The following is a 21,417-nucleotide window of genomic DNA, read 5'->3' as shown; positions in this document are numbered from 1 at the left end:
GGGCCGGTGGGCACGGTCCGTGCCGCTGGGTTCGAGCAGCAGACGACCAACACGGGCATGGCGGCGGGTCCGCTTGTTGCTCCGACGCACGCACGGGCGATCGAGCGTCCGCCGGCGCAGTAGCGCCGAGCGGAGGCATCCAGAGCTCGATGAGGAGACACGGTGACCGCGCACGTCCTCTGGTTCGATTCATTGTCTCGCGCGGATGTCGCCTCCGCCGGCGGAAAAGGCAGCAACCTCGGGGAGCTCGCGCGCGCCGGCCTGCCCGTGCCTCCGGGCTTCGTCATCACCGCGGACGCGTACCTCGCGGCGATGGATGCCGCGGGCGTGCGAAAGCAGCTCGTCGCGCTCTTCACCGAGGCCGATCCGAGCGACCCGGCCGCGCTGCGCGCGACCTGCGCCGCGCTGCAGCGCCTCGTCCGGGCCGCGCCGCTCCCGGCAGAGATGCAGGCGGAGATCGTCGATGCCTACCGGAGGCTGGGGCTCGACACTCTCGTGGCCGTCCGGTCGTCCGCCACCTCGGAGGACTCGGCATCGACCTCGTTCGCCGGCATGCACGAGACGTACACCGACGTGACCGGCGAGCAAGCGTTGCTGGATCGCGTGCGCGACTGCTGGGCCTCCGCCTTCGGCGAGCGCGTGGTCAGCTATCGGAAATCCCAGCGCTTGACGGAGGAGCCCGCCCTGGCGGTCGTCGTGCAGCGCATGGTGAGCTCCGAGCGCTCCGGCGTCATCTTCACCGCGGATCCCGCCACGAAGGACACGTCACGCCTCGTCATCGAGGCGGCGTTCGGGCTCGGCGAGGTCGTGGTGGGCGGGCAGGTCGAGCCGGACACGTACACGGTCGCGAAGCGCGGGCCGCGGCTGCTGGAGGCGCGCGTCGGCCACAAGGCGTTCAAGCTGGTGCGCGCGCCGGACGGCGGAGAGCAGCGCGTGGATCTGTCGGAGGACGAGGGCGCGCGGCGCGTGCTCAACGACGACGAGGTGCTCGAGCTCGCGCGCCTCGCGCTGCAGGTCGAAGGGCATTACGACGCTCCCCAAGATATCGAGTGGGCTGTCGAGGGCGGGGCGACGTACCTGGTGCAAACCCGCCCGATCACCACGCTGGGCGCGCCGCACCCCGCCCCCGGAGAGGTCCTCGTCTCGGGGCTCGGCGCGTCTCCGGGCACGGCCTCCGGGACGGTGCGCGTGCTCCGCTCGCCGGAGGAGGGGCACCGGCTGGAGGCCGGCGAGGTCCTCGTGGCGCCCATGACGTCGCCCGACTGGGTGCCCGCCATCCGGCGCGCGGCGGCCCTCGTCACGGACAGCGGCGGGATGACCTGCCACGCCGCGATCGTCAGCCGCGAGCTCCGCATCCCCTGTGTCGTGGGCACGCGCGCCGCCACGCGGACCCTGCGGGACGGCGAGACCGTCACCGTCGACGGCGCGCACGGCAAGGTCCTCGAAGGAGCCCGGGCCGCCGCGGAGGCGCCCGGGGCCGCTCCGGACGGGGCGCCCGCGGGTGCGGGAGCCGGGCCCGCCGCGAAGGCCGAGGCGCCGGCCGAGCGCGCGCCGGCCGCCGCCGGCTCGCGCGCGGCTTCGCCGGCGGTGCTCGGCACGCGGCTCTACGTGAACCTGGCGATCGCCGAGCGCGCCGAGGAGGTGGCCGCGTTGCCCGTGGACGGCGTGGGGCTGCTCCGGGCCGAGTTCATGCTGCTCGACGCGCTCGGCGGCGTGCATCCGAAGGCCCTGATCGCGTCCGGCGGCCGCGACGAGTTCCTCCAGAAGATGTCGGCCGCGCTGCTCCGCATCACCCGCGCCTTCCAGCCCCGTCCGGTCATCTACCGGACGTACGATTTCCGCACCAACGAGTTCCGCGGGCTCAAGGGAGGTGAGCAATTCGAGCCCGCCGAGGACAACCCCATGATCGGATACCGCGGCTGCTACAGGTACGTCCGCGAGCCGGAGCTGTTCGCGCTCGAGCTCGAGGTGCTCGCCCGCGTCCGCGAGGAGACGCCGAACCTGCATGTCATGATCCCGTTCGTCCGCACGCGCTGGGAGCTCGCGGCCTGCCTGGAGCTCATCGACCGGAGCCCGCTCGGCCGCCAGCGCGGGCTGCACCGCTGGGTCATGGCCGAGGTGCCTTCCGTCGCGTTCTGGATCCCGGAGTATGCGCGCATGGGCATCGACGGCGTCTCGATCGGCTCGAACGATCTGACCCAGCTCATGCTCGGGGTGGACCGCGACTCCGCGGTGTGCGCCGAGCTGTTCGACGAGTCCGACGCGGCGGTGCTCGACGCCGTCGGGCGGATCATCCAGGCGTGCAGGGCGGCAGGGATCACTTCGTCGCTCTGCGGCCAGGCGCCGTCGAACCGCCCCGAGTTCGCCGAGCACCTCGTGCGGCTCGGCATCACCTCGATCTCGGTGAACCCGGACGCCGAGCCGGCGGCGCGCCAGGTCATCGCGGCGGCCGAGCGGCGGCTCTTGCTCGACGCGGCGCGGCGGCCGTGACGGCGGCGACGGGCCCTGCTGGCTACTTACCCGCTCGACACCGCGCCTTCTCCGCGGCGCGCAGGGCCTCGCGCTGCGCCTCAGTCAGCTGCGGGAACGAATAGGTGAGCCAGCACAGCGCGGCGATGGCGGTGCCGTGCTTGTTCTGTACCTGGCGCGAGGCGATCGCCGGCTCGTCGAACTCGAGGTCGACCTGCGCGGCGCCATAGCGGCGCAGCGCTATTCCCTCCAGCTCGCGACGGAGCGTGCTCGCGGCCGTGGCGGCGTCGTCGTGCCCCTCGTACTCGGCGGCGAACCCGCCGAGACAGGCGCCGGTCGACCGATCGCGGACGCGGACGCGGCCCAGCCCCGCCGTGACGGTCTCGCCGGCCCTCCCGTTCACGGAGGCCAGGATCACCTCCATCACCGCGCCGTGCCGGAAATGGGGCTTTGCGACCTCGATGGGGATCTCGTACGCCTCCGGCGGGATCACGGAGCTGCAGACGACGATGTTGAAGTTCTCGATCCCGCCCATCGCCAGGGCGAGATCGAACGACCCTGTATGCCATGGATCGAGCCCACCACCGTAGTCGGTGTCTCCGTATCCCGACGTGACGAAGTAGGCCAGGGGCACGCGGGTGAGGTAATTCGGTTCTCGTTGCATCGGGGCTCGCCTCCGGGACATCCGGGGTCCGCGCGGCGCGTCTCGGCGCTTGCGCCCGAGATCCGTGATCCTCGCGCGCTCGCCCGGCCTCGCGCACCCGGCAGCATGAGATGCCGGCGCCGCCCCGGCGTCTCCGCCGCTGTGCGAGGACCACGGTGACGGACTCGCGCCGTCCGCGCTGTCTGGCGCATCGATAGGATCGCTGGCTGTCGCGTGCGGGAGCGGTGAAGATGGCGCGGGTCCCCTCACCGCAGGAGCGCCTCATGACCACACCGGAATCCGGCTTTGCGCGCCGCGACACGCTGGGGCCGGAGACCGCCGTATGGTCGCCGTACGGATCCATCGCGCCGCTCGTCATCAGGATGTCCGTCGATATCGACAATAGCCAAAATTCCGCCGGGACAGGCCGGATCACCGTGAGGGAGCAGAGCTACCGCCTCACGTGGCGGAGGTGTTCCCGCTGACCGGGAGCGGCGCTTCTCCCCGATGCTGAGTCGGCCGGGCAGCGCGCCAGCGTGGCTCGCCGCAGCGCATCGACGAGCACCATGACGGCGGCGCCGCCGAGCAGCCACAGGAGCCACGCCGATCCCACCGGGACCATCGCGAAGAGCCGGTTCAGCCCAGGCACATAGAGCAGCGCTATCGTCAACGCGACCTCGATCGCGAGCCCCGCGGCCACCCACGGGTTCGACCAGAAGGCGAGCCGCTTCCGGAGAGGCCCGTCGCGCTGCGCGAACAGACACCCTATCTGACCGGCGACGATCCCCACGAAGGTCATCGTCGCCGCCTCACGCTCCAGCCCGCGAAGCGGATCGAGCGAGTCGAACGGCCTCCAGCCGTGCGCCCAGTAGAAGCCGAAATATGCCAGAACGCCGAGCAGCGCCTCGACGGCCCCGTAAAGGAAGAAAGTCCGCAGCGCGAGCGCCCGGGTGAGGATCGGCTTGCGGGGCGGCTCCGGAGGGACGTGGAGCGTCGCGGGCGACGCCGGCTCCACGCCGAGCGCCAGCGCAGGGAGCACGTCGGTCCCGAGATCGATCGCGAGCACCTGCACGATCGCCAGCGGGAGAGGGATCGGAAGGAAGATGTAGAGTAGGAACGGGACGAGCTCCGCGACGTTGCTCGTGAACACATAACTCACGAAGCGGCGGATATTCTGCTTGATGGCCCGGCCTTCCTCGATGGCCGCCACGATCGTGGCGAAGTTGTCGTCGGACAGGATGATGTCCGCCGCCTGCTTGGCCACCTCCGTGCCGCGCAGGCCCATGGCCACGCCGACGTCGGCGGCGCGGAGCGCGGGGGCGTCGTTCACGCCGTCGCCGGTCGCCACGACCACCTCGCCGGACCGCCGCAGCACCTGCACGACCCGCAGCTTCTGCTCCGGCGTCGTGCGCGCGAGGCTCGCGCCGGCCTGGAGCAGCTCGAGCAACGCCCGGTCGTCCATCGCGTCGATCTCGGGCCCCTCGACCATGCGGTCCGCCGCATCCAGCCCGATGGCGGCGGCCACGGCGCGCGCCGTTGCGGGGTGATCGCCCGTCAGGATCACGACCCGCACGCCCGCGCGCCGGCACGCGGCGATCGCCGCGGGGACCTCCGGCCGCGTCGGGTCGTGCAGGCAGGCGAGGCCCAGGCACGTGAGCGGGCCGCCGGCCTCCCTCACGGCGAGCAGGAGGACGCGCTCGCCGCGCTCGGCCGCGCCCACCACCGCCTCGTCGAGGCCCGCGGGCGCCGGCGCGCCGCTCAGCGCGACGACCGCCTCGGGCGCCCCCTTCACGAAGTCCCGCGTGGCGCCGCCTTCCGCGCACGTCACGGCCATGTAGCGCCGGCGCGCGTCGAACGCGGTATCGGCGATCCGCGGCCGCCGGGCGCGCGCCTCGGCCAGGTCCACTCCGCCGGCCGCGGCCCAGCGCGCGAGGGCCACGTCGACCGGATCGCCCTCGTAATCGCCGCCCGCCGGCGCCGGGCGCGCGTTGTTGCACAGCGCGGCCGCGAGCCGCGCCGCCTGTTCCGCGTCCGGGGGCGCGCCGCGCGCGGGGATGAAGCCGCGCACCGAGAGCGCGTTCTGCGTGAGGGTTCCCGTCTTGTCCGTGCAGATGGTCGTCACGGACCCGACCACCTCGACCGCGGAGAGGCGCCGCACCGGAGCCCCGCGCGCCGCCATGCGCTGCGCGCCGATCGCGAGCGACACGCTGAGCGTCGGGAGCAGCCCCTCGGGGACGAGCGCCACGATCACGCCGATCGCGAACGTGAGCGCGCCGAGCGGGCCGACGCGATGGAACGCCTGCGCCAGCACCAGCGTGGCCGCGCCGGCGATCACCGCGATGGCCGCGGTGACGTGCGAGAGCTGCGCGACCTGGCGCTCGAGCAGCGAGCCCTCGCGCCCGCCCTGCTCGAGGAGCCTGGCGATCTTGCCCGCCGCGCTCTCCGCGCCTGTCGCGAACACGAGCGCCTCGCCCGCGCCGGTCACCACGGACGCGCCGCTCGGGAGCAGGCTCGGGAGCGCGAGCTCCCCCGCACGGCCCGGCGAGTCAATCGTCGCGGCGTCGCGATCGACCGGCACCGTCTCCCCCGTGAGCATCGAGAGGTCGATCGAGAGGCTGTCTGCGCCGAGCAAGATGCAGTCGGCCGGCACGATCTCACCTGCCGCGAGCCGGACCACGTCGCCCGGGACGAGCTCGCGCGCCGGCATTCGCTGCTCGATGCCCGCCCGGACGACGCGGGCGCGCACCGCCACACGGCGCATCAGGCTGCTCACGACCTGCTCGGCGCGGTGCTCCTGGATGAACGCGAACGCGCCGTTGAGCACGACGACAGCGACGATGGCGAACCCCAGCTCCGGGGCGCCCGCGGCGAAGGCCAGCCCAGCGCCGAGCCAGAGCAGCAACGCGAGCGTATGGGTGAGCTGCGCGAGCAGCGCCCGGAGCGGACGTGAACGCCGGGGCGGCGCGAGCTCGTTGTCGCCGTGAGCGAGCCGCCTCCTCGCCGCTTCGGCCTCGGTCAGCCCATCCGGAGCGGACCGCAATGCCTGGATTCGCCCCTCGACCGGGAGCGCGGCGAGCTCCAAAGGACGGATGCGTGGCTGAGCGCAGGTGCCGTGGGACGGCCTTGCCTGTCCGACCGCGGCGACGGGAGGAGACGAACGGCTCACCTCCGCGGGCCTCGGCCGAGCCCCCTTGCCACGCGGTAGCGCGGGGACTCAGGGATCAGCGTCACGGGCGCGCCGTCATCGCGCTGTGCTTGCGGCTGTAGCCGAAGTAGATCGCGAACCCGAGGAGGAGCCAGGCGGCGAGGCGCAGCCAGTTCTCGGTGGGCAGCGAGAACATGAGGAGGAGGCAGATCACGATCCCGAGGATCGGCGTGAGCGGGTAGAGCGGCACCCGGAACGGGCGCGGCGCGTCCGGCGCCGTCCGGCGCATGATCAGGACCGCCGCGCAGACGAACACGAACGCAAGGAGCGTCCCGATGTTGACGAGCTCCGCGAGGATCCGCAGCGGGAGGAGCGCCGAGAGGGTGGCGACCACGAACCCGGTGAGCAAGGTGGACTTCCACGGTGTCTTGAAGACCGGGTGCACCGATCCGAAGAAGCGCCTGGGCAGGAGCCCGTCACGGGCCATGGCGAGCAGCACGCGCGGCTGGCTGAGCATGAGCACGAGCAACACGGAGGTGATCCCGGCGACCGCCCCGAAGGAGATGATGAACTGCGCCCACGGGAGGCCGACGCGCGCGAAGGCATCGGAGACCGGCGCGTCGATGCTCAGCTCGGTGTAGGGCACCATGCCCGTCAGGATCGCCGCGACGGAGACGTAGAGGAGCGTGCAGATCACGAGCGAGGCCACGATGCCCATGGGCAGATCGCGCTGCGGGTGCTTCGCCTCCTCGGCGTGGGTCGACACCGAATCGAACCCGATGTAGGCGAAGAAGATGGTCGCCGCGCCGGCGAGCATCCCGAGCGGCTCTCCCCCTTTACCGGTCTCACCGAAGACCGTGTGACCGAAGAAGCTGAGCCCCGCGAGCCCGAACGGCGCGAACGGCCGCCAGTTGTCCGGGTCGACGTGGAACGCGCCCACCGCGATCACGAAGAGCACGACCGCGAGCTTGAGCGCGACCATCACGGCGTTGAGCGTCGCGCTCTCGCGGATGCCCTTGAGCAGGATCACCGTGACCGCGATCGTCACGAGAGCGGCGGGCAGATCGATGATCGCCCCCGTGGACACGAGCTCGCCGAGCGCCGGTTTGTAGTCGAACGGCGCGCTCCTGAGCTCTCTCGGCAGCTCTACCCCGAAGATCCCGATGAAGTCCTGGAAATAATGGGACCACCCGTGCGCCACGGTGGCGGCGCCGACGGCGTACTCGAGGACGAGATCCCACCCGATGATCCACGCCGGCAGCTCGCCGAGCGTCGCGTACGCGTACGCGTAGGCCGAGCCCGCGACCGGCACCATCGCCGCGAACTCCGCGTAACAGAGGGCCGCGAACACGCAGGCCATCCCCGCGACCACGAAGGAGAGCATCAGGGAAGGACCTGCCTTGTCGTGCGCGGCCTGGCCGGTGAGCACGAAGATACCTGTCCCGATGATGGCGCCGATCCCGAGGCTCGTGAGCTGAAGCGGCCCGAGGACCCGCCGGAGGCGGTGCTCCCCCTGCAGCTCTTCTCTCATGACCGACAGCGGTTTGCGGACGAGCAGCCGGCTCCCCATGGCCTTCGGTCTGATGGCTCTGCGGCCCGACCCCCGGCACGTCAAGCCGGAGACCCGTCGAGCCAGGAGCGGCCCCCGCGCCGCCGGACGAGCCGAGCCTGCCACGCCGAGCGCCCCCGCGTCCGGAGACGGCCCCGTGCGAACCTCCCGGCCGCCAGGCGGGTCAAGGAGAAGAGCCCTGCCCTGAGGAACGTGGTGACCTTGTTCCCGGACGAAGGGGAGAAATACCTGAGCGAGCGATGGTCCTCGCGATGAGCCGCGGCGCTCTCGTTCTGCGATCCCGCGGCCGCGCGTGGAAGGCCTCGCTCCTCGTCGCGCCCCTCAGGTCGGTTGTCCCGGCTGGACGGGGCCGATGCGGTACGGCCGCATCATCTCGTTGTCTTCGTGCTCGAGGATGTGGCAGTGCCACACGTACTGGCCGGCGGTGGCGAACCGCGCCCGGATGCGCGTCACCTCGCCTGGATAGGCGATCACCGTGTCCTTGTAGCCCGTCTCCCACCGCTCCGGCGGACGTGGAGCGCCGACGGGCGACCGCAACTGCCCTTCCGGCGAGGCCTCGATGTCCAGGGCCTGCCGATTGACCACCTCGAACACGGTCTCGTGGATGTGGATGGGATGGGCGTCGGCCGTCAAGTTGTGGAGCTCCCAGACCTCCGTGTCGTCCACCCGCGGATTCTCGGTGACATCGGCCTCCCACGGCAGCAGCTCGACCTTACCTTTCACGCCCCTCCCGAGCAGCACCGCCACCGGCGCGTCCGGGAAGTCCTCCGACGTGACCTCGCTCAGGACGAGCGATCGCGTCACGTCCTCGCGCGGCAGGGGCGGAGCGGGCGGCAACAGCAGGCAGCGCGGCGGTGTGCTGTGATCGCATCCCGGCGTGCGCATCACGTCGAAAGCCATGATCTGTCCGGTCGAGTCCGGGTCCGCCCGGTCGAAATCGACGCCTGGTACGCCGCCGCCGAACGGCGCGTCCGGGCCGACGTTGGCGAGGATGTGGCGGCCCTTCGGGACACGGCCGAAGTCGACGATGAGATCCGCGCGCTCGGCCGGCGCCATGAGCAGCCTGTTGCCGTTGGTCGCGGTGAGGTTCACGGGTGAATCCAGAAAGCCGCCCTCGTTTCCAATCATCCAGACTTCTACACCCGGGATCTGATTGAAATCCAGGATCAAGAAGCGCGCCTGGCAGCCGTTGAGGAAGCGGAAGCGGTAGCGGCGCTGTTTGACCGCCAGGAACGGCCAGGTATTGCCGTTCACCATGATCATGTTGCCGAAGAACTCGGGATTCCAGATCGGCGGGACGTCGCTTTGCGGGATGAACGGACCCGTGATGCCGTCGAAGAAGGCCCGGGTGTCCGGGTAGAACAGCGACCCGTCCGAGTTGAACGAGCGGTCCTGGATCGCGATCGGGATCTCGCGATAGTGGATGTTGGGGGCGTCGCCCCGCGAAGGGGCCGGGCCGGGGAGCACGGCCGGCTTGTGGGTGCGCGCGTCCAGCACCACGTCGCCCTGGCCGCCGCGGACCAGGTAGAAGCCCGCCGGACCGGCGTACACGTTCGCGCGCGTCATCCCCAGGGTGTGATCGTGATACCATTGGGTGGAGGCCCGACCCGCGTTCGGATACTGGGCGATCGCGAATCCAGGCCCCCAGGTCACGCCGAACTTGGCGAGCGCCTTCGCCGCGAAGAAATCGTACCAGGTCCCCTTGGTCGCGTACCCCGCTGGGATGTTGGCGTCGGCGGGCAGATACCACGCCTCGGCGTAACCGTCGCTCTCGTCGCCGACGCTCACGGCGCCGTGTACGTGGGTGACGATGGGCACGGGACCGGTGTAACGTCCCGGCGTCTCCTCGAACTCTGGGCGCATGTCGCGGCCCGCCCTGCCTCCCGGCGGATTCGCCCAGTGCAAGGTTTGGTCGACCGGCAAGAGATGAGGCAAGTAGTTGCCGCCGGCGTCCACCAGCTCGTTGATCCATTTGATCCGCACCGGTCGTTCGTGATCAGCCTCGATCGTGAGCGACGGCGCGTGGAAGATCTGGGGCCCGCCCTGGGCGACCTTCGGCCCGTATCCCCACACGGTCGTCGCCGGATGGGGAGGAGGCAGGATCTGCTGCGCGAACTGCCGCACGGCGATCTCGTAGTAGTCGATGAACCGGCCGCCGTGGAGCGTGATCTTGCCGGCTCGCGGCATCGCGGGCGGGACGAGCAGCGGCGTCACGTACTTGTCCACGACCAGCGGGTCGAGCGTGCCGCCGGGGATCGCCGCGCACGCCGCGCGAACGGAGCCGCCGACCCTGTCGAGGAGGAGGAGGGTCGTGCCCCCCGCCCCGATCTTGAAGAACTGACGTCGTGTGAACATCCCCCCACCCCCCGTGTCGAACACTGGCGCGCAAGCATAGAGGCTGTTCCCTCCGACGCAACCACGATGTCCTACCACGCGACTCTCGTCATCGCGGCCGCAAGGCCGCGCCCGACACCGATGTTTGCAATCACACGCGCGCCTCGGCGCAGGGCCTGCGCCCGCGCGCCGAGGCGCCCGTCACCACACGAAATCGACGGTGATAGGCTGCGTCACGCCCTCGATCGACTCCCCCTCACCGTTCCGGGCAGGGGCGTATCGGCTCGACAGCGCGCACTTCGTCGCGGCCGCACCGAACCCGTGACGCGGATCCGCCACGAGGTGCACGGAGACGGGCTTTCCGTCCGGGTGCGCCAGGGCCTCGCGCACCCCGGCAATGCCGCTGCAGCGTCCGCCACGAGGTTGCCGCCGACATACGTCGTACCGTCGTTCGAGGGTCGACGATGAGGATCGCCTTGGCCGACAGCCCGGATGCCTGCGACGGCGCGGCCACCGGCGTCATCCTGCCGGGGCGGGGGCTCCACGCGCTCCACGCCCAGAGGACGAACGGGATCGGGGTTGACCAGCGTGCCGCCGTCGATCGCCGCGACGACGCGGTGCACGCGGAGGCTCGGAGAAGTAGCTGAGCGAGCGATGGTTCTCGCGCTGAGCGCGCGGCGACCGCCGCCCCGGCGTCGCGCCTGGGTCAATACGAGAGGGAAATGACGTCCCCGTGCAGCTGATCGAGCACGGTCTGCAGGGCCGCGGGTTTGGCGCCCTCGACGAGCTCCTCGGCCTTCACCCCTGCAACCTGCATGCAATGCGGGCAGACGAACACCTTGGCTCCCTTGGCCATCGCAGCGGCCAGGAGCTCCTTCACGGGGCGCTCGCCCGCGAGCGCGACGCTGTCCGACAGATTTCGAGACGCGAGCGCGGCTGCGTGCACGTTGAAGTACAGGATCGTGGACCACCCGGCATCCAGCGAGTTGCTCGCGGCCATGAGGGCCATGGTCGCCGCGTGCACATCCTCCTGACCGCTGGTCACGTTGAACAACAAGGTCCGCTGGCGGGCGTCCTCCGCGGTGGCGGCCTGCTTCGGTGGTGAGGCGCAGCCGGCCCCGGCCGAGACGGCGGAGGCGATCGCGAGCCCCAGCATCCATGCGCGATACACAGCTCGATTCGACATTGCGGCTCCCTCTCGATCGGCGCTGCCAGCTCGGGTGGGCTCTTCACTGAGTCTCGCGCCGCGGCCAGCTCGCGCTCGATCGCACGCCTGCCGCCTCGTGGTACAGTCTGGCGGCTCAGCAGGATGGATAAGCAGCCCGCGTGCCGCGGCGCTCGTCGCGTCAAGACATCGCGCCCGGACGCGGCCAGACCAGCGCGGCCCGGCGGCCTCGGGCGCGATGCGTGGTCGATGCGCTCGGCGACGACCCGCACCCGATCGAGCATCGGAATGAGCTGGTCGTGCTCCAGCTCCAGCCGGCGGCTCATGGCCTCCCCGAGGGCTGGCCTCCTACGTCGACGCCGGCCCGCTTCTTCAGTACGTCGGCCAGGATGCGCGAACCCGTGCGCCATGTGGGTGCTCCTCTTTCTGCAAGCCCGCCTGGCTGGCGTCATGATCGCCGGGGAGGGGTCCTGGCGGCAGGTGGATCCTGGACGAGCCGAGGCGCCTCCACCCCGGAGACGGGTGCGATCCGTCTTTTGCTGGAGGCCCGTCCACCGGGAGACGGGGGGCACCATCCCATGCTGGAGGCGTGTCCACCCCGGAGACGGGTGCGACCCGTCTTTTGTTGGAAGCGTGGTCCCCGGGAGACGCGCGCCACCCATCTTTTGCTGGAGGCGTGTCCACCTCGGAGATGACGGTGACCCATCTTTTCTTGGAGGCGTGTCCACCGGGAGACGGGTGCCAGGCATCTCCCGCGTGGACGCGCCGGCTCACCCGGATGGGTTCACGGCGTACCGCCCGCCTCGACCGGGGGCGCCGAGACGGCTTCGTCCTTCCTGGCCGGGGCTCTCCGGCGCGATCTCGCGAGGTCGTCGACCATCTCGACGTAGGGCGCCAGCAGGAACGCGGCGAGCGCCTCGCTCCCCGGGATCTCCGGGTCGGCGTGGCTCTCGATCTTCTGGATCAGGCTCCGCAGCGCATCCCGGGCGGCGCTCCACTGCGGCCGGCCGTCGGTCGGCCCGCTCTCCTTGGCGGTGGCCACGGCCGTGAACCCGTACGCGTCGCCGAAGCGCGCGTGGGCGGCGACGAGCTGCCGGTGGTGCCGGGTCCCGCCGAACCCCTCGATCACCGCCTGCGCGCGCTCCTCCTCGAGCGTCTTCATCCGCTGCACCATCGCGGTCCACTGGACCCGGGGCCGGCGCGTGATGAAGCGAAGCCCATCGGGCGCCGGGAAGAGCTGCGCATAGAGCCAGCGCGCCTCGGACGGCGCCGGCGCCTCCCCGTCGTCGGAGAGCCCGGCGGCTCCCGCGTTCCACTGCTCGAACGCGCGCCACCGGTCGTCGCTGTCGATGTTCGCGGCGCTCCGCTCGGCCTCGCTCGCCGCCGCGTGGCGCCGGTCGGCCTGCGCGCTCGCCCGCATGCTGCGGAACCCCTGAAGCTCTGTCGTGGCCGCGTCGAAGCGCTTCCACGGCCTGTCGATGTGGGGCGGCAGCGCCGCGAGGAGCTCGACCCCCTTGGGCAGCGGCGCGTCGCCCTCCCTGCGCTTGCCGCTCTTGGGTCGGAGCACGGCGGCGATTCGCGCGCTCACCTGATCTCGGACAGCGATGACATCGTCGGCGACGAGATCCGGGGGGAGGACGAGGGTCGAAAACATGGGTGATTCACTCACGGGGAAAACCTCCTGTGATGTCTGATGGGATCCGGCCTGCCGCCGTGGCGACACGCCGTGGTTTCGTTGCGGCGTTGCGGCATGGCAACACGTGTGCCGGTGCGAGGTGAGCCCGTGGCTCGGCGCTGCCGCGCAGGACGGAGAGGAGGGGGAGAGGAGGGGAGCGCAACGCCCTGCCGTGAACCGCAACGGATTGCGCCGTTGCGCAGCGGTTCGCTGGGTGAGAAAGCGGGGACTCCTCAAGGATCGATCGGCCCGTCGAGGAGCGGTCTACCGAGGCAAGCGAGAAGAGCGCGCTGGATGCTCGTGCCGACGCAGCGATGCGTGGAGGGGGGTTCGTGCGGATCGGCCGTCGCTGCGGCCTCCCAGCGGCTCCAGGACGCCGGCCGCGAGCCCTACGCTCTTCCCAGCCCTCCTGACGCCACGACTCCATGACTCCCCAGAACCCGCGCGCCTGGTCAGCTCGATCGGCTCCTCGATGTCCGCGACTGCGGGCGCCGGTGAGCGGCAAGGCTCAGGCGGCGAGTCGGCGCGAGCGGCGGGCCCCTCCGGGCGGTTCAGGTGGTGCGGATCGACGCGACCACCTCGACGTCCTTGCCGGCGCCGGCGGCGCCGACTTCGACCATGAAATCGGTGCCTGCGAGCAGCTCGCCGTCCGGGCTCACCCAGAGACACTGGATCGTGCCCGACCGACCGGGCGCGGAAGCGATCCATCTCCCGCCCGCGTCACGGCGCATCAGCACCGATCGACCGCCGCCCGCCCAGAACGCCGATCCATTCGAGCCGAGCGCGCACACTTCGTCGTTCGTCGCGGTCTCCTCGCGGACCCAGTGGCCCGGCCGATCGCTGCGGAGGATGCCCTCGCGGCCCGAGACCCACACGCGCCCGGACGCGTCGGCGAGGAGGCCTTTCGCCGCTCCCTCGAGCTTCCGCTCGACGACCCAGCGCGCCTCGCCGCCAGGCGCGAAGAGCACGTCGCCCGACTGAGAGATGGCGTGGACGCCGCGCGCCGTGCACACGCCGCCGAAGATGAAGTCGCTCGTCGGGGTCGAGTGGACCTCCCACGCGCCCGGCGAGGACCAGGACCGCGACGCGATCTGCCCGTCCGCCGTCCCGAGGTAGAGCCGCGCGTCGTCGCCCCACACGGCGCTGAGGACCGTGCGGATCGACTCCGGGACGGACTCGCGATCCCAGGCGCCGTCGCCCCGCGACCACAGCAGGGTGCCCCGACCACCGGCCGCGAAGAGCCCATGCGACGGGTGGCCCCAGCCTGACGAGAGGCGAGGCCGCCCGCCGGGCGACTCGTACTCGCGGGTCCACGGGCCGTTCCGGCTCGCGCGCCGGTAGACCGAGTCCCAGGTCACCGCACAGGTCCCGAGCGGTCCGGCGTCGAAGATCGCGACGACCGGCTCGCAGTCGTCGCCGAGCACGGCCTGCCACGCGCGGCCGTCGAAGCGCCAGAGCTGGCCGAACATGTACAGGCCCGGAGCGAGCCGGTAGGCCGGGCTCGGGTACGCGGGGACGGGCGGGACGACCGGCGGGACCGCAGCCGGCTCCGTCGCGATGCTCGGAGGGACCGGCGCGGGTTGAGCGGCTCGAGCGCGCCATGCGAGGGCCGCGAGCCCCGCCACGAAGACGACGCCGACGACGACCAGCAGGAGCACGAGGGACATGGAGCGGGATTCTACGCGGGGAGCCGTCCGGTGCTGAAAGTTCGCGCCGGGGCTCGGACCAAGCGCTGAAAATCGGGAACCGGGTGGAAACCTCGGGCCAGGCCGGCTGCAATGACGAGTTTCGGTTCCCTGGATCGCTTGAAGATGAGATCGCTCAGGCGTTCCGGAACGTGGAGCGCACCTCGGCCGCAGCGGGCGCTGGCTGGGAGAATGTCGTCCACGTCAACTCCTACCCTGTTGGGGACTTTCTTCCGAGGTCAACGAGTCGATGGTCAAGCTCTTTCGACGATACATGCCGAATCATGCTCCCCTCTGGACGCAGGTTGGCGGCGCCGCGCCGGGGCTGCCAGAGATGCGCAGCGGAAGGTCGCCAAGGTGTTCCGCCAGGTCGCCGAGGGCGCGCACCCCTTCGCGGAGCGGCGCCTGAAGAACGAGCCCGGTCCGCCGGCCGTCACCGCGCCGGAGGCGGCGGAGATCCGCCGTGCGCTCGTACGCCTCGGTCCCCTTCTCCGATTTGGCAAGGTCACGTCCCGGTCGGTCCGCGACCACAAATAGGGTGCCGGAGCACCCGACGGGAGAAGTCGAGCGCCAGCGAGGGTTCGTCTGCTGCAACGCGGAGTCAGGCAGCCACGTCGTTGAAGCATGCTGGAGCGAGGGAGCCGAGGTCGTCAGCCAGAGCGCAGAATGCTTGAACAGAAGGCGTCTCGGTCGCGAGAGCATCGATCCAGAGAGCAGGGATAGCGGAGTATCCATGGAGCGCGCCGGCAAGGCATCCGACGAGAGCACAGATGGAATCGACGTCGCCGCCCAGCGAAGCAGCCTGAAGTACGGCGTCTTCAAACGTCGAATGATAGAGGAGGAAGGACGCGAGCGCGGCGGGCACAGATTCAACGGCAAGCGTGGAGGTGCCGAAGGAGCGCGCAATCTCGGTCGGAGAAAGTTGCTGCGCGACGGCCTTCTTGACCTTCTCGATGAGCGACACGGCGCAGGGGCAGTCGTCCGCGAGTAGAGCGGCATGCTGAAGAAGCTCAGCAGGAGAGTCGAGCAGCGCTGGTTCTCGGAGGACGAGGTCGACAAGGGTGACCTGAACGAGAGCGGCGGCAATGGCGTCGTCATGGGCATGCGTGACCCGCGTTGCCAGACGAGCCGCGGAACGGAGGGACGGGACGTCGAGCCAGGGGCGCAACGCGACAACGCCAACCCGAACCGCGCCGCCGTTTCCGCGAGAGCCCTCCGGCCAGGCAGTGAAGGCGATGTCCGCCCAATGGGAGCCACGTTCGAGGGCCGAAAGGGCGCGCTTCATTCCACGACCGAAACCCCGCGCGGGTTCGTAGTGTGCGCGGAATCTGGTCAATAAATGAACCGGGTCGATGGTTCCGGCTTCTCGGAGAGATTCCGCGAGGGCGATGGTCATGGCACCGTCGTCGGTGTAGCGCCACGGCCCGGGGTGCTGCGTGCGTCGCCGGAGCTGGGCGATGAGAGCGCTGGCGGGTGCGCCCTCGAGCGGGTTTCCGAAGGCATCACCGACGACTGTGCCGATGAGGACGCCGCGTCGGCGGTCATTGAGCGAAATGCTCGGAATCACGGCCTAGTACTACAGCCGTACTTCGGTCCATTTGCGGCTGTAGACGGGCGGACGGGCACGGATTTCTCGACGATTTTGATGTCTACAGCCGCACCTCGGACCAAGTACGGCTGTAGTACTAGAACGCCGATCACGTTGATCAAGCGAGAAATTGACCGCCAAGACGCCATAAGACGCCAAGGAAATAGAAAATCTTGGCGTCTTATGGCGTCTTGGCGGTTCGAAATTCTGCGTTTTTCAGGCAGCTTCAACCCGTTTGTCGCTCTAGTCTCTTCTAACTATCAGTCGATTGGTCAACCGAAGCCGCTGGATCAGGTCTGTAGAGATCGTCGTCCTTGTGACCGTCCTCACGGAAGGTCTCACGGATCGGCGCTGCGCTGCAAGGTCCAAACGCTGTCCAGCGCCGGTAGGGCGGGGGGACGCGGGCGGTGGTGCCGCTGCCGCGCGGGGACGCTGGTGGTAGCGTCCGTTCCGGAGCTCCTCTGCCATGAGCAACGCCCCGATCGCCACCCTCCGCGGCCACGCGGTCTCCAGCCGCGTGCTGACCCCGCCGCCCGCGCAGAACCTGGACGATGCCGTCCGCCTCTGCGACCCCTACTCGCCGCTGGACGCCCGGGAAGACTCGAGCCTGTTCGCCAACCTGACGGCCATCCGCGGCAGCGATCGCCTCGGCCGGATCGTCCGCAACATCCGCCGCTCCGGTGGGATCCTCACCCTCCACTTCGTCAGCGGTCACCTCGGGAGCGGGAAGACCACCGAGCTCCTTCGGATGAAGGTCCAGCTGGAGACGGCCGCTCACGGCGCGCCGCTCGCGACGGTCCTGTTCCTCGACGCTGATGTGATGCTGAACCGGACCGACATCGACCTGGAGGACATCCTCCTCGCGCTGTGGAAGCTCGTTGATGAGCAGCGGAAGGCCGCGGCCGCGAAGGTGCTATTGCCGCTGTGGAAGGACCAGATCAAGGAGGCGCTGAGCAAGACGATCACCAACCTTTCCGGCGACATCTCGGAGGCGCTCACCCGGGTCCTCGGCGAGGTCCGCCTGTCCAGCGCGGAGCGCCGGAAGGATATCCGCACCGCCCTGCGTTCCACGACGGCCGTGCTGATCGAGGGGCTGAACAAGGCATTCGCCGCGACCAGCGAGGCGCCGGACGACGGCGCGGGTCCGCTGGTGGTGCTCATCGACAACATGGAGAAGCTGAGCCAGGCACACCATGAGGGGGTGGAGCGGCTCTACCGGGAGCGGATGGGCGCCCTGAAGAGCCTCGACGCGCATCTCGTCATCACGGTCCCGCTGTATCTCTGTTACGCGCCGGCCGGCGCGGGGCTGAGCGGGCTCTACGGCGGCGAGATCGTCGTCGTGCCGATGATCGAGGTCCGCCGGCGCGCCGCGGACGGCGGTGGGGACAACGAGAGCGGCGTGACCGCGCTGGCAGGCTTGCTCAGGAAGCGAGTGCGGTTCGATCCTCTGTTCGAGGAGGGCGACAGGGCGGCGGAGCGAATCGCGTGCCTCAGCGGCGGCTGCATCCGGCACGCGCTCCACATGGTGCGGGCAGCCAGCAATGAGCACGATGACCCTCCGGTGACCGCGGCCTCGGTCGATCGGGCCGCCGCCATATTGCAGGCCGATTTCGAGCGGGCGCTGCCTGAGCGATATGTGCCGATTCTGCGCCACATCGCAGAGACGAATCGATTTCCGGATCAGTGCGAGGAAGGGGTGAAGCGCGACCTGCTGCTCAACCTGTTCGTCCTCGAATATCAGAACGGCGGTCCGGACCCGTGGCACGCGGTCCACCCGCTCGTGGAGCGGTGCCGGAAGTACCGTGAGCACGGGTGAGCCTGCGGGCGGGGATTCGTACCTGCCGGGGTCGGCTGCCGAGCCCATCGCCAACCTGACCGACGAGTCCGAGGAGCGGCTCAGGGCGCTCCGCCGGGGACTGCGGCGCGCCGACCGGTTCGCGTTGTTCGTGGTGCTGGCGTCCGGCGCAGCGCGGGCCGAGGTGTTGCGGCGGATGCGAGGATGGAGCGGGCAGGAGGGGCTCCCGGCGTTCCAGTTCCTGCCGGATGGATCGCAGGGCGCGCGCGCCGTGGAAGAACTCCTGGAGACCGCGGGTCCTGTCCAGCCGCTCCGGGGTGTCGTCGTGCCGGATACAGCGTCGTTGCTCGACACAGCGGAAGGTCGCGCAATCCAGGCGCTCAACGTCGCGCGCGATACGCTGGCGCGCGTGATCGTGGGACCGCTCGTGCTGGTGCTTTCGCCGGACCGCGCCGCCGACCTGCCTCGGGTGGCCCCTGATCTGTTCGACGTGCGATCAGGGACATGCGAGGTGGAAGCGCTCCCGGGCGCCACGCTGGGCGATGCAGCGAGGCTCGCAGCGCCGCCCGAAGAAGCGCGACGTCCGGCGGGATCCATCGATGAGCTTGACGAGTTGAGGGCGACAGCAGCCCGACTTCGCGAGAGGATGACTTCGCCGGAGGCACCGCCGCCGGCCGCGCTGGCCGATGCATGGCTGAATCTCGGGCAGAAGCTGCTAATTCATCACTATGCCCTCGACGAGGTGCTGGCTAGCTCAAGGGAGGCGAGGCGCCTGGCGGAGGGGATCGGTTATCATGGCGCGGTTGCCGCTGCCTTGGTCCTTGAAGGCATCGTAGCGATGCTCCGTGGCGATCTCGAACGCTCAAGGAAGGCATACGAGCATGGCCTGGAGATCTCTCGAGGCGCCCAGGATCGCCTTGGCGAGGCCACCTGCCTGAAGAGCCTCGGCGACCTCGACATGCGCGTCGATGACCTGGATGCCGCTCGCGCCTCCTACACCCTCGCTTTGCCCATCTTTCGCGAGATTCGCGATCGTCTCGGGGAGGCCAACTGCCTTCAGAGCCTCGGCGACCTCGACATGCGCGTCGACGACCTGGATGCCGCTCGCGCCTCCTACACCCTCGCTTTGCCCATCTTTCGCGAGATTCGCGATCGCCTCGGGGAGGCCAACTGCCTTCAGAGCCTCGGTCTCCTGGCGCTCGCGGCCGGCGAGCCCAGGGAAGCCTTTCAGCGCTTCCTGGAGGTGCTCGCCCGCCATCGCGAGATCCGGAATCAAGTTGGCGAGCAGGCTGTTCACGGCTACCTCGCACGCGCAGCCGCGGCTGTCGGCGCTCCGGACCAGGCGTTGATCCTCGCAGAGCGCTCTCTGGACATCGGCCGGCGGATACACGATCGCTTTGGTCAGAGAATTACACTGGAGCTCCAGCTCCGGCTTTTCTCCAGCCTGCAGGACGGCCGGGCGTCCCTAGCCACCGCCATTCTACTCCGCGATCTCTGCTCCTCCCTCCGCGAGGTCGATCGCACCCAGGGCTACGCTGCCCTCCTTGAACAGGCACAGCACACGCTGCCCGCCGAGGCGTGGGCCGACCTCCAGGAAAACGCCGAAGCTCTCCGCCAGGCGGCTGTCGCTGCAGCCTCTCAGCGGCTCCAGGACGCCGGCCGCGACCCCTACGCCCTCCCCAGCCCTCCTGACGCCACGACTCCATGACTCCCCAGCCGTTCAGGGCGCGTTGCGGCCTGTGTCCACGAGAGCGGTCAGGGCGCCTTCACCTCGACGGGGACCGTGGAGCTCGCCCCGGCGCCGTCGCCGAGCTGACCCAGGGTGCCTCTGCCCCAGCACAGGACCTGGCCTGGGCCCGTGGGGCCGCACGCCCCCTCGACGATCGCGCACGTGTGGAAGAAGCCGGCGCTCACCGCGACGACCTTGGCGAGCGCGGTGCCGTCGCCGAGCACGACGGGTTCCATTCGCGTGTTATCGGCCCTCACCGGCGTGCTGCGACCGAGCTGCCCTTGCTCGTTGCTGCCACGGCAGCGGAGCTGCCTCTGGTCGTCGATCGCGCAGACGAAGACGTAGCCTGTGGACATCGGACCCCAGACACCCGGGATCGCAGCCGCCGTCCCGGCCGGGGGAGCCTCGGCGCCGTGCTGGCCTGAGCTGTTGTTCGTCCCCCAGCAGAAGAGGCCTCCCACGTCATCGCGCGCACAGCCGAAGTTCGTGCCGTAGGAGATCTCGGAGAGGGGCAGCGTCGCTCCCGCCGCGCTGAGCGGCATGTGCGCGCTGTAGTTCACGCCGCCCTCGGAGCCGGCGGGGGTGTTCGTGAGGATGTATCCGCCGCCCATCGCGCCCCAGCAACGCAGCCCGTCTTCCGCGGCGCCTGTCGAGAAGCAGCTGCCTATCGAGCCGATGCCCGGCGCGAGGATGGCCCTCGGACCGGCCGTCGCGGTGAAGTTGAACGCTTTCACCGGGACGAGGCTCTCCTCGCCGGTCGCCTCCGGCCCGAGGCTCGAGAACTGGTTGGACCCCCAGCAGTAAATGCTGCTGGTCGAGCTGAGCGCGCAGGCCGCGTACCACTCCGGCGCGATCTTGCGCACGAGCAACGGGGCCGCACCGTCATTGACGATCGCCGGGACGTCGTGGGCCATCGCGTCCTTGGAGCCATTCGCGAGGATGCCGGTCTCGTTGTTCCCCCAGGCCCAGAGTCGGAGCTGGCTGTCGATGGCGAAGGTCGACTGCTCGGTCAGCGCGATCTGCGTGATCGTCGCCGCGCCGAGCGACGCGGGAAACTGCACCTTCACCGGCGTGCTCGAGGAGAGCGCCATCGCCTGCGGAACACCCAGCTGGCCGAACGAGTTGTCCCCCCAGCAGGTGAGAGAGCCGTCATGCCGGATCGCGCACGTATGGCTGCCGCCCGCGGCCACCATGATGGCGTCGGCGAGCGTGGGGCTGTCTGGCGGGATCTGGCATCCAGGATCACCTCCGCCGCCCCCGCCCCCACCGCCGGACGCGTCCCCGCCGTCGCCCCCGCCGGACGCGCCCCCGCCGGACGCGCCCCCGCCGTCACCCCCGCCGGACGCGCCGTCGCCCCCGCCGCCCTGCGCATCGCTCGGACCGCCGCCCGCTCCGCCACCCGCGCCGCTGTCCGAGAAACGCCGGTCGGGAGGGGTGCAGCCTGCCCCCGCAGCGAGGGTGGCGGCGACGACGAGAAAGGAGCAGAGGTTCGGTCGCGTCTGGGTGTTTCTCTTCATCTCAAGCATCCGGCTATAGCAGACGCGGCGCCGCTGCGAGGCACGCGCGCTCCTCGACGACGAGGCATATTCCATGACCGGCGTTCGGCTGCTCTGATGTGC

14 protein-coding genes and 1 pseudogene are annotated in these 21,417 nt (G+C 70.3%); 5 read left to right on the top strand and 10 right to left on the bottom strand.

The features are described from left to right. The first annotated feature begins 162 nt into the window (after positions 1 to 162). Positions 163 to 2,490 carry a phosphoenolpyruvate synthase gene (gene ppsA / locus WMF34_RS23625; RefSeq protein WP_012237202.1) on the top strand — a complete coding sequence of 776 codons (2,328 nt, stop codon included), beginning with the start codon at positions 163 to 165 and terminating at the stop codon, positions 2,488 to 2,490. A gap of 22 nt (positions 2,491 to 2,512) precedes the next feature. On the opposite strand, the gene WMF34_RS23620 is transcribed toward ppsA, so the two are convergent. From WMF34_RS23620 to WMF34_RS23600, 5 genes are all read right to left on the bottom strand, one after another. Then, a complete protein-coding gene (locus WMF34_RS23620; RefSeq protein WP_012237201.1) occupies positions 2,513 to 3,133 on the bottom strand; it encodes a pyruvoyl-dependent arginine decarboxylase in 621 nt (206 codons plus the stop codon). A gap of 430 nt (positions 3,134 to 3,563) precedes the next feature. Next, positions 3,564 to 6,194, bottom strand: a complete 2,631-nt coding sequence (locus tag WMF34_RS23615) for a cation-translocating P-type ATPase (protein WP_231865027.1) — start codon at positions 6,192 to 6,194, stop codon at positions 3,564 to 3,566. Between the two features lie 145 nt (positions 6,195 to 6,339). Beyond that, positions 6,340 to 7,827, bottom strand: coding sequence for an APC family permease (locus WMF34_RS23610; protein WP_012237198.1), 1,488 nt, complete (start codon positions 7,825 to 7,827; stop codon positions 6,340 to 6,342). A gap of 321 nt (positions 7,828 to 8,148) precedes the next feature. Continuing rightward, on the bottom strand, positions 8,149 to 10,182 hold the full coding sequence (locus WMF34_RS23605) for a multicopper oxidase family protein (protein ID WP_437989194.1): 2,034 nt from the start codon (positions 10,180 to 10,182) through the stop codon (positions 8,149 to 8,151). A 180-nt stretch (positions 10,183 to 10,362) separates the two neighbouring features. After that, positions 10,363 to 10,551, bottom strand: a complete 189-nt coding sequence (locus tag WMF34_RS23600; RefSeq protein ID WP_012237196.1) for a hypothetical protein — start codon at positions 10,549 to 10,551, stop codon at positions 10,363 to 10,365. A gap of 74 nt (positions 10,552 to 10,625) precedes the next feature. On the opposite strand from WMF34_RS23600, the gene WMF34_RS23595 reads away from it, so the two are divergent. Next, the gene (locus tag WMF34_RS23595) at positions 10,626 to 10,808 is read left to right on the top strand and encodes a hypothetical protein (RefSeq protein ID WP_044965563.1); all 183 of its coding nucleotides are present in this window, start codon (positions 10,626 to 10,628) and stop codon (positions 10,806 to 10,808) included. Positions 10,809 to 10,867: 59 nt separating this feature from the next. Here WMF34_RS23595 and WMF34_RS23590 read toward each other — a convergent pair whose 3' ends face one another. The 3 genes from WMF34_RS23590 to WMF34_RS23580 all read right to left on the bottom strand — a co-directional run bounded on the left by WMF34_RS23590 (position 10,868) and on the right by WMF34_RS23580 (position 14,668). Further along, complete coding sequence (locus WMF34_RS23590) at positions 10,868 to 11,347, bottom strand: DsrE family protein (protein WP_437989193.1); 480 nt, start codon at positions 11,345 to 11,347, stop codon at positions 10,868 to 10,870. A gap of 763 nt (positions 11,348 to 12,110) precedes the next feature. Then, complete coding sequence (locus tag WMF34_RS23585) at positions 12,111 to 12,980, bottom strand: hypothetical protein (RefSeq protein ID WP_012237194.1); 870 nt, start codon at positions 12,978 to 12,980, stop codon at positions 12,111 to 12,113. A gap of 572 nt (positions 12,981 to 13,552) precedes the next feature. Next, entirely contained in the window at positions 13,553 to 14,668 is a 1,116-nt protein-coding gene (locus WMF34_RS23580; protein ID WP_437989192.1) for a hypothetical protein, read from the bottom strand. A 59-nt stretch (positions 14,669 to 14,727) separates the two neighbouring features. Between WMF34_RS23580 and WMF34_RS23575 the strand changes: the two are divergent. Then, a pseudogene (locus tag WMF34_RS23575) lies at positions 14,728 to 15,095 on the top strand (Rid family hydrolase); the annotation flags it as partial. A 192-nt stretch (positions 15,096 to 15,287) separates the two neighbouring features. Here the strand turns inward: WMF34_RS23575 and WMF34_RS23570 are convergent. Then, complete coding sequence (locus tag WMF34_RS23570) at positions 15,288 to 16,253, bottom strand: ADP-ribosylglycohydrolase family protein (RefSeq protein WP_437989191.1); 966 nt, start codon at positions 16,251 to 16,253, stop codon at positions 15,288 to 15,290. 487 nt (positions 16,254 to 16,740) lie between these two features. Here WMF34_RS23570 and WMF34_RS23565 point away from each other — a divergent pair, with 487 nt between their 5' ends. Both WMF34_RS23565 and WMF34_RS23560 read left to right on the top strand, forming a co-directional pair. Continuing rightward, entirely contained in the window at positions 16,741 to 18,090 is a 1,350-nt protein-coding gene (locus tag WMF34_RS23565) for a hypothetical protein (protein WP_437989190.1), read from the top strand. After that, on the top strand, positions 18,077 to 19,777 hold the full coding sequence (locus tag WMF34_RS23560) for a tetratricopeptide repeat protein (RefSeq protein WP_437989189.1): 1,701 nt from the start codon (positions 18,077 to 18,079) through the stop codon (positions 19,775 to 19,777). The genes WMF34_RS23565 and WMF34_RS23560 overlap by 14 nt, the downstream gene beginning before the upstream one ends. A gap of 47 nt (positions 19,778 to 19,824) precedes the next feature. Here WMF34_RS23560 and WMF34_RS23555 read toward each other — a convergent pair whose 3' ends face one another. Further along, entirely contained in the window at positions 19,825 to 21,315 is a 1,491-nt protein-coding gene (locus WMF34_RS23555) for an RCC1 domain-containing protein (protein WP_437989188.1), read from the bottom strand. Positions 21,316 to 21,417 lie beyond the last annotated feature (102 nt).

The organism is Sorangium sp. So ce145 (assembly GCF_051525985.1).
GTDB classification, from domain to species: Bacteria; Myxococcota_A; Polyangia; order Polyangiales; family Polyangiaceae; genus Sorangium; species Sorangium cellulosum_B.
The sequence above is the reverse complement of the archived record's forward strand: the minus strand, read 5'-3'. Positions and strand labels throughout refer to the sequence as shown.

What these genes read in the sequence shown, in the direction of transcription:
- WMF34_RS23555 (WP_437989188.1), bottom strand. Translation starts at nt 21,315, where the DNA reads ATGAAGAGAAACACCCAGACGCGACCGAACCTCTGCTCCTTTCTCGTC.
- WMF34_RS23610 (WP_012237198.1), bottom strand. Translation starts at nt 7,827, where the DNA reads ATGGGGAGCCGGCTGCTCGTCCGCAAACCGCTGTCGGTCATGAGAGAA.
- WMF34_RS23590 (WP_437989193.1), bottom strand. Translation starts at nt 11,347, where the DNA reads ATGTCGAATCGAGCTGTGTATCGCGCATGGATGCTGGGGCTCGCGATC.
- WMF34_RS23585 (WP_012237194.1), bottom strand. Translation starts at nt 12,980, where the DNA reads ATGTTTTCGACCCTCGTCCTCCCCCCGGATCTCGTCGCCGACGATGTC.
- WMF34_RS23595 (WP_044965563.1), top strand. Translation starts at nt 10,626, where the DNA reads ATGAGGATCGCCTTGGCCGACAGCCCGGATGCCTGCGACGGCGCGGCC.
- WMF34_RS23580 (WP_437989192.1), bottom strand. Translation starts at nt 14,668, where the DNA reads ATGTCCCTCGTGCTCCTGCTGGTCGTCGTCGGCGTCGTCTTCGTGGCG.
- WMF34_RS23605 (WP_437989194.1), bottom strand. Translation starts at nt 10,182, where the DNA reads ATGTTCACACGACGTCAGTTCTTCAAGATCGGGGCGGGGGGCACGACC.
- WMF34_RS23565 (WP_437989190.1), top strand. Translation starts at nt 16,741, where the DNA reads ATGAGCAACGCCCCGATCGCCACCCTCCGCGGCCACGCGGTCTCCAGC.
- WMF34_RS23620 (WP_012237201.1), bottom strand. Translation starts at nt 3,133, where the DNA reads ATGCAACGAGAACCGAATTACCTCACCCGCGTGCCCCTGGCCTACTTC.